Consider the following 13,998-nt stretch of genomic DNA (forward strand, 5'->3'; position numbering starts at 1 on the left):
GTGGCCGGAGGTGGCGTGTCGCATAGTCCCGAGAAAGAGCCGGTCGATGGCCATTCTCGCTGGGGGAAACAAGATGAACCGAATTAGCCGCTCATTGTGGACACTCGCGCTTCTCGTTTGCGGCGTTGCCGCAGCGCACGCCCAGACCGGCTATCCCGACCGTCCGGTGAAAATCATCGTCCCGATCGGTCCCGGCGGCAGTTACGATTTGGTCGGGCGGCAGCTTGCGGATGCGCTGTCGAAGCGGATGGGGCAGGCCTTCGTCGTCGAGAACAAGGCGGGCGCCGGAACCGTCGTCGGCACGCAGGCGGCAAGCCAGAGCGAGCCGGACGGCTACACGCTGGTGGTCGGCGGGCTCTCCAACATGGCGTTCAATTCGGCGCTGTATTCGAAGCTCGCTTACGATCCGCGCAAGGATTTCGTACCGGTCGCGCTGATCTACAAGTTCGGTTACGTGATGGTCGGCCGCAAGGATTTGCCGCATGGCAAGCTGGCGGACATCGTCGCCGCCGCAAAGGCCAACCCGGGCTCGATTTCGGTGGCGACCGCCGGCGTCGGCACCGGCCAGCATCTGGTGGCGGCTGCGTTCATGAAAGCGGCCGGCGTAAAATTTCAGGAGATACCCTACAAGGGCTCGCCGCCGGCCTTCACCGACCTGCTCGCGGGCCGCATCGACCTGTTCTTCGATTCGAACGCTGCCGGTCTGCCTTATGTTCAGTCGGGGCAGGCGAAGGGCATTGCGGTATTGTCATCGAAGCGCAGCCCGCTGGCGCCCGACGTGCCGACGATGTCGGAAGCCGGCGTGCCCGGCTTCGATGTCGATTCCTGGCTCGGGATATTCGCACCCGCAAAGACGCCGCCGGATGCGATCGCAAAACTGCGGAAGGAAATCCGCGCGTCACTGCCCGAACTCAAGGAACGTTTCGAGAAGAGCGGCGGAGAGGTGTGGGATCTGCCGGATGACAAGCTCGACGCCTTCGTCGCCTCCGAATACGACAACTGGACAAAGCTGATCCGCGAGGCCGGCATCAAGCTGGATTAGGAGTTACTTCACGCGCTCGATTAATTCCATCGCGCCCGCCGGCGCGCGCACCTTGCCCTCGTGGATGACGTAAGCGAACACGTCGCGCGGCGTCTTGGCGGGCTTGGCCTTGTCGACGCGCGGCAGATCGTCGGGCTCGCCGCCGCCGGCCCAGGCCTGAAAGCGCTTGGCCCAGGCGTCGAGCTGCTTCGGCGGATAGCAGGTCTTGAGCTCGTCATTGCCCTTCTGCAGCCGCGCATAGACGAAGTCGCTGACGACGTCGGCAATCGCCGGATATTTGCCGTGCTCGGCGAATACGACAGGCGTCTCGAACTTGCGCAGCAACGCGATGAAGTCGGGCACGCAGAAACTGTCATGCCGCACCTCGACGACGTGGCGTAGCGCGCGCCCTTCGAGTTTGCGCGGCAGCAGTTCGAGGAACTTGCCGAAATCGGCCTCGTCGAATTTCTTGGTCGGTGCGAACTGCCACAGCACGGGACCGAGCCGGTCGCCGAGTTCCAGCACGCCGGAATCGTAGAAGCGTTTTACGGAATCGCCGGCTTCCGCCAGCACACGACGGTTGGTCGCGAAGCGCGGTCCCTTCAACGAGAACACGAATCCGTCCGGCACCTCGCGCGCCCATTTACGAAAACTCTCCGGCTTCTGCGAGCCGTAATATGTACCGTTGATTTCGATCGAGGTCAGTTTCGAGGCGGCGTAGGACAGCTCCTTCGCCTGCGTCAGCTTCTCGGGATAGAACACCCCGCGCCACGGTTCGAAGGTCCAGCCGCCGATGCCGATATAGATGTTGCCGCTGTTTTTCGCGGTCGATTTCGAAGGCTTGCTCACGGGAGGGCTCGTCGGAAAAATGGGGGAGGCAGCTAGTGCATGTTACCCAAGTCGGCACTGATTGGCCAGTTTGCTAGGCGCCGGGTCAAAGCTCGACAAAAAAGGCTCCGGAAAATCGGAGCCTCTTGATTCCATCAATTTGCGTCGAACCGGTCCCGAATGAACCTCAGGGCTTGCCGTGCGTCGCCGGCGTCTTGCCCGTCAACCCCTTGAATGGGTCGAGGGTTTGCTTGGCAAGGCGGTTGTGGAGTTCGCAGATCTTCTGGGATTCGGCGACCGAGGTTTCATAAGCCCGCTTCACGAATTCGCTCTGAACCGTCATCGCCTTGTCGAGCGAACGAACGCCGCTGAGCTGCTCGACAAACGATCCGAACTCCTCGATCGATTTCCGCGTGTAATCGCGATACGCATTCGCGATGGTCTGCAGGCTCACCGGCGCAGGCTCCGCCGCGGACTCGACCGGTGCGGGCTGGATCGACGCAGCCTCGGCGGGCGCCGCCTCGACTGGTGCGGGCTCGGTCGGCGAGGGCGCCGCGGTCGGCTGCACCTCGGGCGACGCGGTGACAGCAACGACGGGCTCCTCAACGGCCGGCTGATCCACCTTCGGGCTCTCCGCGTGAACCGGTTCCGGTCGCGGTGGCTGATCCTGATCCGGGCTTTGCAATTCAACCGGCGCCGGGCTCACGGCCGGGCTTTCCTGGGGAGCGGCTTTTTTGCCCCGCTCGCCCTTCCGGTTGCGCCGTCCGGATTTCCCGGCCGGTTTGCCCTGATCTGTATTCGACATCTTCTTCCCCTAATCCCTGTCAACCCAAAGGTCGAGACTCTGCCTTGTTTGCGATGGAATCGCGGTTCTTGCTTGTCCGTTACGCGGCGCTCGCGTGGTGAGATTTTGGAGGGCGGCGCAGGCCGCCCGATTTGTCGATGGCTGAGGCCGGGACTATTCCTCCACAAGCTTTTTCCGTGATATCAGTTCCCCATCAGGCGTAGGAGATCGTTGAGCATGAATTCGCAGTCATTCGCCGGTCTTTTGGGAGCCATCGTCGCATCGATCGTGATGGTGGTTGCAATCGCCTACGGGCCGATCGGCCAGTTCGGAAAGCCCGCCAAGCCGGCGAGCATCCAGCAACCCGCGCCAGGGCTTCAGCCGGTTCCTGCGGCGCCAGCCCCGCGCGGGCCGGTGATTCGGGAAGTGCCGAATTAGGGTAGGAGTCGCACCTAGCGGAATGCCCTGGGCGTTCCTATCTAGCCTTTAACGGCGACGTTGACGCTTCAAAAGCTCCGGCGCTGGAACGACCATGAATAGTTTGGCTGCGCCGGATGTACGCGCGCCCTCTGTTCGTGGTCGTTGGCATTTTCAGAGCATTTTCAAGCGAAGCTGGCCCCGGACCCGATCCGGTGGCGGCTGTCGATTTGCCCGCGCCGGGCAGACACCGGGTCGATTTCAACCCCGTTTTCACCGTCCAGTCACCTCGTTCCCCAAGCTCGCCTTGGCATGTCGGGCGGCGGCGGATATACGCTGGCGATCATGAATGACGCCATCAAACCGGGCCCCGAAACCCCGTCGCAGGCCGGTTTGCCTGAGCTTTCGGTCGTTGTGCCGACCTTCAACGAGCGCGACAACGTCACCGTGCTGTACCGGCGGCTGGAGGCCACGCTATCAGGCATTTCCTGGGAAGTGATCTTTGTCGATGACAATTCCCCTGACGGGACCTGGGAAGTGGTGCGGGGGCTGGCGCGGAAGGACTCCCGCGTCCGCTGTGTCCGCCGGATCGGGCGCCGCGGACTGTCGGGTGCATGCATCGAGGGTATTTTGGCCTCGAGCGGCCCCTATGCGGCTGTCATCGACGCCGATCTGCAGCATGACGAAACGCAACTGCCGAAGATGGTCGCGCTGCTGCGGAGCGGCGAGGCGGAACTCGTGGTCGGCAGCCGCTATATCGAGGGCGGTAGCGCCGACAGTTTCAACAAGCAGCGGGCAGGGGCCAGCCAGCTTGCAACCGAGGTCGCCAGGCGCGTGCTGAAGGTCGAGGTCGCCGATCCCATGAGCGGCTTCTTCATGATCCGCCGCGACCGCTTCGAGCAACTGGCGCCGCAGCTCTCCATCCAGGGCTTCAAGATCCTGCTCGATGTCATCGCCACCGCGCAGGGCAAGCTGCGCGCCATCGAAATTCCCTACACTTTCGGTTCGCGCCAGCACGGCGAGAGCAAGCTCGATTCCATGGTGGCGCTGGACTTCCTCGGCTTGGTGCTGGCCAAACTGACCAACGACGTGGTCTCGCTGCGCTTCCTGCTGTTCGCGATGGTCGGGGGCACCGGCCTTGTCGTGCACCTCACGGCGCTGTTCATCGCGCATGAAATCTTCCAGATGCCGTTTGCGGAGGCGCAGGCCACCGGCGCGCTGATTGCGATGACCAGCAACTTCATCCTCAACAATTTTCTCACCTATCGCGACCAGCGGCTGAAGGGATTTGCGATCCTGCGCGGCCTGCTGCTGTTTTATCTCGTCTGCGGCGTCGGACTGCTCGCCAATGTCGGCGTCGCGTTCGCGGTCTTCGACCAGGAACCGATCTGGTGGCTGGCAGGCGCCGCCGGCGCGCTGATGGGCGTGGTCTGGAACTACGCGATGTCGGGACTGTTCGTCTGGCGCAAGCGATGACCGATAGCGTTTTCGAGCGAAGCATGCCCCCGGACTTGATCCGGGGGTGGATGCCGGTTCGTGTGAAGAAAACGCGTCAAAACGATAAAATGGAGCCTGGTTCTGATTTAATCAGAACCAAAAGGGCTCCAAGATGAATCCGAGCGAAGCGCGGGTTGCCCTCAACACCGGTCTGGCAATCCTGGCGCTGGTTGGCTTGCGCCTGATTGCCGCGGCGGTCACGCCGATCACCTTCGACGAAGCCTATTACTGGATGTGGTCGACGCATCTCGCCGGCGGCTATTACGATCATCCGCCGATGGTCGCGGTGGTGATCCGGCTCGGCACGATGATCGCAGGCGATACCGAGTTCGGCGTGCGGCTGGTCTCGATCCTGCTGGCGCTGCCGATGAGCTGGGCGATCTATCAGGCCGCGGCCATGCTGTTCGGCAGCCGGCGCGTGGCCGCGTCGTCGGCGATCCTTCTGAACATCACGCTGATGGCCGCGGTCGGCACCATGATCGTCACGCCGGACGCGCCGCTCCTGGTGGCTTCCAGTCTCCTGCTGTTTGCCCTCGCCAAGGTGCTGCATACCGGCCGCGGCGTGTGGTGGCTGGCGGTGGGTGCTGCCGCCGGTTGCGCGCTGCTGTCGAAATACACTGCGCTGTTCTTCGGGCCGGCGATCCTGCTCTGGCTGGTCGCCGTTCCCAAACTGCGGCACTGGCTGATCTCGCCCTGGCTTTATCTCGGCGGGCTCGTCGCGCTGGTTCTGTTTGCGCCGGTCATTCTCTGGAACGCCGGGCACCACTGGGTGTCCTTCGTCAAGCAGATGGGGCGGGCGAGGATCGAGGATTTCCGCCCGGTCTTCATCGCCGAACTGATCCCGACGCAGATCGCGTTCGCGACGCCTCTGGTGTGGATGCTCGGCGCGATGGGGCTGTACGCGATCTACCGGCGCCGCGCTGGAACGCTGCCGGCGCGCACGCTCGTCAATACGATGTTCTGGGTCATCGTCGCCTATTTCGTCTGGCATTCGCTGCATGCCCGCGTCGAGGCTAACTGGTTTGCGCCGGTCTACCCGGCATTCGTAATCGCCGCCGCCGTCGCCGCGCATCTGGTCGATTGGGAGCCGCGCCGGCAACGGCTGGTCGATTTCTGCCGGCGCTGGGCGGCGCCGGGCGGTGTCCTGATGTTCGTGCTATTGGTCGTGCAGGCCGACACCGGCGTGCTGTCGGGCTATCGCCGCGATGCCACTGTGCGCAGCGTCGGTATCGGCTGGCGCGAAACGGCCGGCGCGATCGAAGCGGCGAGGGCGCGAACGGGAGCCACATGCGTACTGGCCTCGGATTACGGCACCACCGGCTGGCTTGCCTTCCATCTGCCGAAGGGGACCTGCGTTGCGCAGCGGAACCAGCGTATCCGCTGGGTCAACATGCCCGAGCCCGATGCGGCGCAGCTAGCCGGGCCGTTGCTCTACGTCCGCGAGGTCTGGCCCGGCGAAGCTCCCTTGAAGGACATGTTCGCCCGCGTCGAGAAGGTCGGCGAGGTCGAGCGCAGGCGCGGACCGCTCGTGATCGAGACCTATGCGCTGCATCTGCTGGAAGGGCCGAAGGGCGAGGTATTCGACCGCACGCCGCCGCCGGAACTGCAATAGGGTGCGGCCGGTCACTCCGCGGCGTCGGGGTGCGTGCGTTGATCCACCGTGGGTTGTTCGCTCCGCCACAGCCAGACCGTGAGCGAGCCTGATCGGCCGCGAATCTGCGTCTCGACGGGGCCGGCGAGGCTGCCGGTTTTCAGCCGCGCGCCGGTGCGCTCCGCCGCGACCCGCAGCGTATCGCTCAGCGCCAGCCTGACATCGTGGCGGGCCGCCACTTCCATCAGGCGGCTCGCCACGTTCACAGTGTCGCCGGTTGCGGTGATGTGCTGATGGTTGCGGCCGCCGAGCCTGGAGGCGACAATCGGTCCGAAATGCGCGCCGATCTTGAAGCCGATGCGCAACCCGATCGGCGACGGCAAGGCCCCGATCCAGCGTTCGGTCTTGACGCACAGCGCGATCGAACATTGCGCCGCGCGCGTCGCGTCATCCGGAGCCGCCTCCGGCAGGCCGAACAGGATCATGGCGCCATCGCCGAGGAAGCTCGTGATCATGCCGCCGTACCGCGTCACTTCCTTGTCGACCAGGGCGTGAAACTCCTTCAACAGCCCCCGCGTGGCATCCGGATCGAGCGTTTCGCTGAGCGAGGTAAATCCGGACAGATCGACGAACACGACGGCGGCATTCTGTCTGACCGGCGCCAGCAGGAAGTCGGGATCGCGCGTCAGCCATTCCTGCAGGCCCGGCGTCTGGAATTGTTCGAGCAGCTTGTTTTGGACGGCGAGATGCTCTGCGCTGCGCCGGTCCGACCATAGTTGTAACGTACCGAACAGCACGACCGGCGGCACTGCCGCGGCCATTGTCGTCGCGGCGTCGAGCCATATGCCGTGCGCGAAAGCAACCGAATTGGCAGTCGCCCATGCCAGCATCACCGCGCTGACCGTGAGCAGACCAACTGCGTTTCGCCGCCACGCCAGCAAACCGACCAGCAGTATCGGGAGCAGGATCGTCGTGACGGCCTCGACGATGCGAACCGGCCGGTCGCGCACGACGCCGTCGCCCGCGACCAGATGCGTGATCGCGGTGGAAATGATTTCCACCCCCGGCATCAGTGAATCGAACGGCGTCGGAAAGAAGTCGCCGGCGCCGGTTGCGGTCGCGCCGAGGACGACGATCCGGCCTTGAATGGCCTCCTTGTCGACCTGACCTTCGATCAGATTTGCGGCGCTGACGGTGCGGATGGTGCGACGCGGGCCGTAGTAGGATATCGGTAGCGCATAATCGGAAGCGGTCGCGATCGGCCGGTCGCCGAACAGCAGGCGGTCGGGCTCGATCGTCAGCTTCTGGCCGATCGCGATCGACGCGACACGCAGCGGAAACGACAATTCGATTCTGTCATGTGTCCGGAACAGCATCGGCACCGACAGCGGCGTGCCGGTCTGGCCCGTCGTCACATTGGCGATGCCGACTTCCGCGTGGTCGGCCAATGCCGGGAGCGGCAGCAGGAAGCGGTCGGCCTTCGGCAAGCGGGCCAGCGGCCCGTCGTCCTCCGCGGAAGGTTGAAGGATGTTCGAAAATACCGCCGCCGCCGCCAGCACGCTCGGACTCGCCGCGAGCGATTTTGCGAGCGCCGCATCGCCATCGGCGGGGCCCTTGTCGACCAGGAGAAGATCGATCGCGATGACCTTCGGCTCCAGCCGCGCGATCGCCTTGACGATCCTGGCTATCTCTGCGCGCGGTAGCGGATAGGTGCCGCCGAGTTTGACGATGGTGTCGTCGATCGCGACGATCGTGACGAGGTCCGGCGGCGCCTTTACGCCGCGCGCAAGCGTTCGCACATCGGTCAATGCCGACTCGAGCCGGTCAAGAAACCGCAGATGGCCGCTGCTATGGCCGAGCCATATCGCGCCTGCCCACAATCCCGTGCAGAGCAACGCAATCAGAATATGAGGACGTCGACGGCTCATTTGCGTGTCTTCTATTGTCCCAATCTTGCCATCAGGGCCGTAACGCGCGCAGGCGGCCAGCGCTTGACGATCAGGTCGCCCGACGGCTCGACATCGACGCCGTCACCGGCGCCGAGTACGACGCTGCCGCGGCCGGCGGGGCGCGCCACGCTGATGCGGCCGTCGACGACGAAGACCGATGTCTTTGCACCTTCGGCGTCCACGGCCCATTTGGTGCCGCGCACCGCCGCAATCGCCTGCGGCGTCACCACGTCGAACCTGGCGCGGCCCGGCTTCTTCGGCACTTCGAGCAGCAGGGCCCTGTTGCTGAGTTCGACGGAATCGACATGGCCGTCGCGATTGCGATCCCTGAGCTCGAACTTCGCGCCGCTTTCGGCCACGATCGTGATCGCCGTCGGGCACTGGAGTGTCTGCGTCGCTTGCGCCGTCTGTTGGGCATTGCAGCCGAATTTCGCCGGCTGGGCTGCCGCGTCACCGGCGAGCAGCAGCAAGCTTGAAAAAGCGATCCATCCGGCGCGTGCCAGCATTCTCATGGCAGCTTCCCCTTCCGGGCACGGGAGAAAATTGGATTGATACGGTACCGTATCATGATGGCGCCTCCGCGTGCAAAGCGAAAGAGGTGCGCAGATAATGTGTCTGCCGGCGAGCCATAAGGTTCGGCAAAAACTGCGATCGTGCAACGCGACCCCAAAAGGCGTCGTAAACGGCGGTTTACAGTGCTGAAATGGCAGAAATTAGAAGGAGTTGAATGGACCCGTTCCGGTTGCGGCCACCCCACGCCCCCCGCGGGAACGCAAGGCCTGTATGCAGCTTGTCGCGTGAGCGCCAAAAGGGAGATTTCGAGGGTGCACCTTTTTCGCTGACGTGTCGGACCGGAGGGGCCCGAAACGTCTTGTAACAGGTCAACCAAACGGAGATTTTGCCATGTCCGGTTCCGCCCTGAAACCCGCAACAGAACTCGCACGCAGCAACGGCGTGCACTTTCCCAACGAGAGCGTCGAGTATCGCCGCGCCCGCGCGCAATTGCTGGCGGAGGAGATCGAGCTGCGCCGTCACATCGAGCGCGTCGCCGAATTGCGCCGCGCGCTGCCGCCGGGCGGCGCAGTGACGAAGAACTATGAATTCGAAGGCGAGGGCGGCAAGGCAACCTTGTCGGATCTGTTCGGCAACAAGCAGACGCTCGTGATCTACAGCTATATGTTCGGACCGCAGCGCGAGCTGCCGTGTCCGATGTGCACGTCCTTCATGAGCACCTGGGAAGCAAAGCTGCCCGATGTCGAGCAGCGCGTGGCATTTGTATTCGTGGCGCGCTCGCCGATCGCGCGGCTGATCGAGGCCAAGAAGGCGCGCGGCTGGACGCGGCACCGGATCTACTCGGATGCATCGGGCGATTACACGCGCGACTATGTCAGCGCAGCCGATGCGGACGCACCCGGCTACAACGTGTTCACACGCCGCGACGGCAGCATCCGCCATTTCTGGTCCGGCGAAATGGGACCGTCGACGGCCGACCCCGGACAGGACCCGCGCGGCGCGCCCGACATCGATCCGCTGTGGACCATCCTCGACACCACGCCCGAAGGGCGCGGCAAGGATTGGTATCCGCGCCTGAGTTACTAGCGCCGGCACAAGTGGACGTTGCCGGCCCTATTTACAAATCCTGGAATTGCTGTATCTGATCGCGCGCTTCTCGCCGATCTCTTGGAAAGACGATGCTTCGTATAGATACCAATGCTTCACGTTATGCAGGCCAGCCGGTCGTCCGGCGTGGTCGCGCTTTGGCGTGTGCGGTTGGTGTGTATCCAGCGAATGCACCGATTTCGCCAAGCGAACTAGCAGCGTAGCGGCAGCGGGTCATCCCTCTGCCGTCCAGGCAGAGAGAAATGATCCGCACGATGCCCCTCGCGGCTAAATGCACCCCCTGACTCCCTGCCTGCAAACCGAACCGGCCCGTGTCGCGACTGACATGGGATTCTACCGGAGTCCCGAAGGGCCTTCGGAACGAGGTATATTGCAGTGAAGGAGGATCAAATGCGATCCGATCCCTACCAGGAGCGCGCCCGGGCCTTGGCCGTTGAGGCCGGGCTCGACCCCGATGCGAAGATCGACCGGCCCGGCCAGCGCCCGATGCCGACGTGGTGCCTGTTTCGTGACGCCGCGCGCAAGGAGAAGCTTGCGCGCGACGCCGAGGCCGTGGCCGCCGATATCGCGCTCAAGCCGCAGGCGGCGCAATACCAGAACAGCCCGCTCAAGGTCTTCGGCAAGCATGACGAGGCAACCATCGCGCAGATGCGCAATTGCATGTCGGTCGGCAACGCCGTAGCCGGTGTGATCTGCGCTGACGGCCATCTCGGCTATGCGCAGCCGGTCGGCGGCGTGATCGCCTATGAGAAGCAGATCAGCATCTCCGGTGTCGGCTTCGACATCGGCTGCGGCAACATGGCCGTGCGCCTCGACACGCCGTTCAGCCAGATCGAAGGCAACGTCGGCACGATCATCAAGGACGTGCACAACGTGATTTCGTTCGGCGTCGGACGCACCAATGACGAGCGTGTCGAACATGAACTGTTCGACGACGCCGATGCGTGGCGTGAGTCCGACATGGGCGCCTACCGGCAGAAGGCGGTCACCCAACTCGGCACCGTCGGATCGGGTAACCACTATGTCGACCTGTTGCGCGACGAGGCGGGCTTTGTCTGGATCGGCGTGCACTTCGGCAGCCGCGGCCTCGGCCACACCAGCGCGACCCGCTACCTCAAGGCCGCGGGCGGCGAGGACGGCATGAACGTGCCGCCCGCTGTGATCGACGAGGACAGCGAGATCGGGCGGCGCTACATCGCGGCGATGCAACTCGCCGGGCGCTACTCCTATGCCGGCCGCGAATGGGTGATCGAGCGCGTGCGCAGGATCATCGGCGGCGAGGTCACCGACATGGTTCACAACCACCACAATTATGCGTGGCGGGAGAACCATGGCGGCAAGGATTTGTGGGTGGTTCGCAAGGGTGCAACCCCGGCATTTCCCGGCCAGCGTGGCTTCATCGGCGGATCGATGGGCGACGATGCGGTCATCGTCGAGGGCGTCGACAGCGAGGAGGCGAAGGCTTCGCTCTACTCGACGGTGCACGGCGCGGGCCGACTGTTTGGCCGCAAGGAGGCCAAGCGGCGGTTCACGCGGGCCGAGATGGACGCCTGGCTGCAATCACGTGGCGTAACGCTGGTAGGCGCTGACCTCGATGAAAGCCCGATGGCCTATCGCCGGCTGCCGGAGGTGCTGGCCGAACACGCTCGCTCGATCAAGGTGCAGCACACGCTGCGCCCGTTCGCAGTCGCCATGGCGGGCGAGAACGAGTTCGACCCGTTCAAGGACTAATGCCTTAACTTGGCCCGATATGGGACATCCGGTGGGCAGAAACGCCGGATGTCCCTGATTGTGGCGGAATCCCTGCATCGCTACGGGGATAATTTCTCTAATAGTTCCATGCAGTTGAGCCATGCCTTAGATCCGCCCGGGTTTAATCCGGATTTAACTAAAAGTCGCCTTAATGACGCTCTGTGCCTCTGCGAGATGCTGTCGGGGACCTATCCGGACGCGGCATCAAATGGGGGACTTGGTGGAATTGTTGTTCTGGGCGTTGTGTGAATGAGTAAGCGTATGCGTGCGTTCGGCCCTGCGGTGCACAACCGCAGGAAACCTTCCCGTAAAGGCATTCCCCAATATTTCCTCGGCAGTGTCGCGGTCGCGGGCCTGGTGCTGGGCTGCGCCTGGACCGTTTACACCAACGTGTTCGGCGCCAGCGTCTATCCATCCGTGAACAGCGCCGCCTTCGAGGCGCCCGCCGTCAAGAACCCGACCGTGGTCGCTGCCCCTCCGGTGCGACCGGCTTTCAACGAAATATTCGCGTCGCTGCCGCAACAATCGCTGGTGATCCCCGCGCCGGAGAACGTCGCGTCTTCGCTGATGTTCACCGAACGGTTCGCCGCAGCGGCTGCGCAAGGCCAGCCATCCAGAGCTGTCGATCCCCAACCCGTCGAAACGACCAGGCTGGCGGAAGCTTCGCCGCCGGCCGAAGCGCCGAAGGCCGTTCAGGCGTCGAAGCCTGCGGAGACGCCGAAGCCGAAAGTTTCCACGCCGGCTACCAAGCTCGCCTTGAACGTTCCGGCCACGGCGCCGAAAGAGACCGAAGCCAAGACTTCCGAAGCCAAGGCTGCGGAGGATAAGACCGCGAAGGCATCCGGCTCCACCGTTCGCGACATGGCGCAGCGCGCCAAGGCGGCCGTGATGTCGATTGCTTCCAACGACAAACAGACCATGGTCGAAAAGCTGTGGGGCAAGCAGCCGGCAGTTGGAGGGTTCCTGGCCTATGCATCCGCCGACGCCAGCGTGACCGGCAGTATCATCGATACACGAAGCCAGAATCCGATGATGGGCGGCGCGCCGCCCTATGACCGCCAGACCGCGGTCTACGATATCGCCGCCAAGACAGTGTATCTGCCCGACGGCACCAGGCTTGAAGCGCATTCGGGGCTCGGCTCCAAGATGGATGACGTGCGCTATTCGCATGTGCGGATGCAGGGCGTGACGCCGCCGCACATTTACGAACTGAAGCCGCGCGAGGCGCTGTTTCACGGCGTGCCGGCGCTGCGGCTGACGCCGATCGGCGGCGAGGAAAAAATCCACGGCCGCGACGGGTTGCTCGCGCACACCTACATGCTCGGGCCGAGCGGCCAGTCCAACGGCTGCGTCTCGTTCAAGGACTACTACGCGTTCCTCGACGCCTACAAGAACAAGGGCATCCGCCGCCTCGCGGTGCTGGCGAAGATCCAGTAGGCGGCGCCGCCGCCTCAAACCAGATTCGAATTTCAAGCAGCTCGCCGAGGTTTTTGTCCGGCCTGGCCGGACGATCCCGCACGCCGCGGCTCACCCACGTCATTGCGAGCGAAGCGAAGCAATCCATCTTTCCGCGCACGAGGTGGCAATGGATTGCTTCGCTTCGCTCGCAATGACGGTGGCAGTGTTAGAGCGTCCCGGATGTCGCTCATCCGGGCGACGAAACTGTTTCGACGGCGGCGGCCTGGAAGCAATGTATGGTTGCACTTGACGTCATCTCGGCTATTTTGGTCGCGAGCGATCAGGGCTGGGCAAATATGACATTGGTTCGGGACACAGGCCGATCCCCACTGCGATGGGGCAAGATCGCTCTTATTGTCGTAGCCGTTATTTTGGCGATCCCGCTATTCTCGCCGATCGTCCTCCGCACGTTCCTGTTCCATCCGTTCTATATTCCGGCTAGCTCGATGATGCCGACGTTGCTGGTAGGCGATAATTTGTTCGTCTCGAAATATGCCTACGGCTACAGCCGCTATTCCCTGCCGTTTTCACCGCGTCTGTTTCCAGGACGCATATTCGGCTCGGTGCCGGAACGCGGCGACGTCGTTGTGTTTCGGATTCCAAAAGACGACTCGGTCGATTACATCAAGCGCGTCGTGGGATTGCCCGGCGACACTATTCAAATGCGGCAAGGACTGCTCTTCATCAACGGCGTACCAGTCGTGCGGCAGAGGTTGTCCGATATCGCCGTCGACGAGCCGTGCGGGATAGGTGATGGCAACCGAACCAAGCGCTGGCGCGAAACACTGATGAACGGCGTGAGCTATGAGACGCTCGATTGCGTCGACAACGGCTTCTACGACAACACGAATGTTTACAAGGTCCCGGATGGCCACATCTTCGTGCTGGGCGATAACCGCGACAATTCTACCGACAGCCGGGTGCTTTCGGCGGTCGGCTATATACCGCTGGAGAATATCGTCGGCCGCGCAGGTCTCATCTATTTTTCACGGGCGCCCCGTGCCGGCGGAGCCCCTTCGATCGTGCGGACCGAACGCATAGGCATGCTTGTGCATTGATCGCGATCTTCGCGCGGCGACGG

Annotated in this window: 13 protein-coding genes; 9 read left to right on the forward strand and 4 right to left on the reverse strand. The window is 63.5% G+C overall.

Annotated elements, in window-relative coordinates; translation table 11 throughout:
- Window positions 1–73: 73 nt before the first annotated feature.
- Complete coding sequence (locus V1286_RS09710) at window positions 74–1,042, forward strand: Bug family tripartite tricarboxylate transporter substrate binding protein (RefSeq protein ID WP_334479210.1); 969 nt, start codon at window positions 74–76, stop codon at window positions 1,040–1,042.
- Between the two features lie 3 nt (window positions 1,043–1,045).
- Here V1286_RS09710 and V1286_RS09715 read toward each other — a convergent pair whose 3' ends face one another.
- Both V1286_RS09715 and V1286_RS09720 read right to left on the reverse strand, forming a co-directional pair.
- A complete protein-coding gene (locus V1286_RS09715; protein WP_334479211.1) occupies window positions 1,046–1,870 on the reverse strand; it encodes a DUF72 domain-containing protein in 825 nt (274 codons plus the stop codon).
- A gap of 166 nt (window positions 1,871–2,036) precedes the next feature.
- A complete protein-coding gene (locus V1286_RS09720) occupies window positions 2,037–2,654 on the reverse strand; it encodes a phasin family protein (RefSeq protein WP_334479212.1) in 618 nt (205 codons plus the stop codon).
- Between the two features lie 216 nt (window positions 2,655–2,870).
- Here V1286_RS09720 and V1286_RS09725 point away from each other — a divergent pair, with 216 nt between their 5' ends.
- From V1286_RS09725 to V1286_RS09735, 3 genes are all read left to right on the forward strand, one after another.
- Window positions 2,871–3,071: a hypothetical protein gene (locus V1286_RS09725; protein ID WP_334479213.1), complete on the forward strand. Its 201-nt coding sequence runs from the start codon at window positions 2,871–2,873 to the stop codon at window positions 3,069–3,071.
- A 324-nt stretch (window positions 3,072–3,395) separates the two neighbouring features.
- Window positions 3,396–4,526, forward strand: coding sequence for a glycosyltransferase family 2 protein (locus V1286_RS09730; protein WP_334479214.1), 1,131 nt, complete (start codon window positions 3,396–3,398; stop codon window positions 4,524–4,526).
- 133 nt (window positions 4,527–4,659) lie between these two features.
- Window positions 4,660–6,159: a glycosyltransferase family 39 protein gene (locus V1286_RS09735; RefSeq protein ID WP_334479215.1), complete on the forward strand. Its 1,500-nt coding sequence runs from the start codon at window positions 4,660–4,662 to the stop codon at window positions 6,157–6,159.
- Between the two features lie 11 nt (window positions 6,160–6,170).
- Here V1286_RS09735 and V1286_RS09740 read toward each other — a convergent pair whose 3' ends face one another.
- Window positions 6,171–8,066, reverse strand: coding sequence for a CHASE2 domain-containing protein (locus tag V1286_RS09740; RefSeq protein ID WP_334479217.1), 1,896 nt, complete (start codon window positions 8,064–8,066; stop codon window positions 6,171–6,173).
- Window positions 8,067–8,077: 11 nt separating this feature from the next.
- Window positions 8,078–8,599 (reverse strand): FecR domain-containing protein, encoded by a 522-nt coding sequence (locus tag V1286_RS09745; protein WP_334479219.1) that lies wholly within the window; start codon window positions 8,597–8,599, stop codon window positions 8,078–8,080.
- Between the two features lie 391 nt (window positions 8,600–8,990).
- Here V1286_RS09745 and V1286_RS09750 point away from each other — a divergent pair, with 391 nt between their 5' ends.
- The 5 genes from V1286_RS09750 (at window position 8,991) to lepB (ending at window position 13,975) form a co-directional block, all read left to right on the forward strand.
- A complete protein-coding gene (locus V1286_RS09750) occupies window positions 8,991–9,686 on the forward strand; it encodes a DUF899 family protein (protein ID WP_334479221.1) in 696 nt (231 codons plus the stop codon).
- 411 nt (window positions 9,687–10,097) lie between these two features.
- The gene (locus tag V1286_RS09755; protein ID WP_334479223.1) at window positions 10,098–11,438 is read left to right on the forward strand and encodes an RtcB family protein; all 1,341 of its coding nucleotides are present in this window, start codon (window positions 10,098–10,100) and stop codon (window positions 11,436–11,438) included.
- A gap of 48 nt (window positions 11,439–11,486) precedes the next feature.
- Window positions 11,487–11,708: a hypothetical protein gene (locus V1286_RS09760; RefSeq protein ID WP_334479225.1), complete on the forward strand. Its 222-nt coding sequence runs from the start codon at window positions 11,487–11,489 to the stop codon at window positions 11,706–11,708.
- Window positions 11,709–12,896: a tlde1 domain-containing protein gene (locus V1286_RS09765; protein WP_334479226.1), complete on the forward strand. Its 1,188-nt coding sequence runs from the start codon at window positions 11,709–11,711 to the stop codon at window positions 12,894–12,896.
- 317 nt (window positions 12,897–13,213) lie between these two features.
- Window positions 13,214–13,975: a signal peptidase I gene (lepB, locus tag V1286_RS09770; RefSeq protein WP_334489604.1), complete on the forward strand. Its 762-nt coding sequence runs from the start codon at window positions 13,214–13,216 to the stop codon at window positions 13,973–13,975.
- Window positions 13,976–13,998: the final 23 nt, after the last annotated feature.

The sequence above is a fragment of the Bradyrhizobium algeriense genome (assembly GCF_036924595.1).
GTDB lineage: Bacteria > Pseudomonadota > Alphaproteobacteria > Rhizobiales > Xanthobacteraceae > Bradyrhizobium > Bradyrhizobium algeriense.

Bases quoted from the DNA above. Each gene is read 5' to 3' on its own strand.
- V1286_RS09720 (WP_334479212.1), bottom strand. From the start codon at position 2,654: ATGTCGAATACAGATCAGGGCAAACCGGCCGGGAAATCCGGACGGCGC.
- V1286_RS09735 (WP_334479215.1), top strand. From the start codon at position 4,660: ATGAATCCGAGCGAAGCGCGGGTTGCCCTCAACACCGGTCTGGCAATC.
- V1286_RS09755 (WP_334479223.1), top strand. From the start codon at position 10,098: ATGCGATCCGATCCCTACCAGGAGCGCGCCCGGGCCTTGGCCGTTGAG.
- V1286_RS09745 (WP_334479219.1), bottom strand. From the start codon at position 8,599: ATGAGAATGCTGGCACGCGCCGGATGGATCGCTTTTTCAAGCTTGCTG.
- V1286_RS09710 (WP_334479210.1), top strand. From the start codon at position 74: ATGAACCGAATTAGCCGCTCATTGTGGACACTCGCGCTTCTCGTTTGC.
- V1286_RS09750 (WP_334479221.1), top strand. From the start codon at position 8,991: ATGTCCGGTTCCGCCCTGAAACCCGCAACAGAACTCGCACGCAGCAAC.
- V1286_RS09730 (WP_334479214.1), top strand. From the start codon at position 3,396: ATGAATGACGCCATCAAACCGGGCCCCGAAACCCCGTCGCAGGCCGGT.
- V1286_RS09760 (WP_334479225.1), top strand. From the start codon at position 11,487: ATGTCCCTGATTGTGGCGGAATCCCTGCATCGCTACGGGGATAATTTC.
- V1286_RS09740 (WP_334479217.1), bottom strand. From the start codon at position 8,066: ATGAGCCGTCGACGTCCTCATATTCTGATTGCGTTGCTCTGCACGGGA.
- V1286_RS09725 (WP_334479213.1), top strand. From the start codon at position 2,871: ATGAATTCGCAGTCATTCGCCGGTCTTTTGGGAGCCATCGTCGCATCG.
- V1286_RS09765 (WP_334479226.1), top strand. From the start codon at position 11,709: ATGAGTAAGCGTATGCGTGCGTTCGGCCCTGCGGTGCACAACCGCAGG.
- lepB (WP_334489604.1), top strand. From the start codon at position 13,214: ATGACATTGGTTCGGGACACAGGCCGATCCCCACTGCGATGGGGCAAG.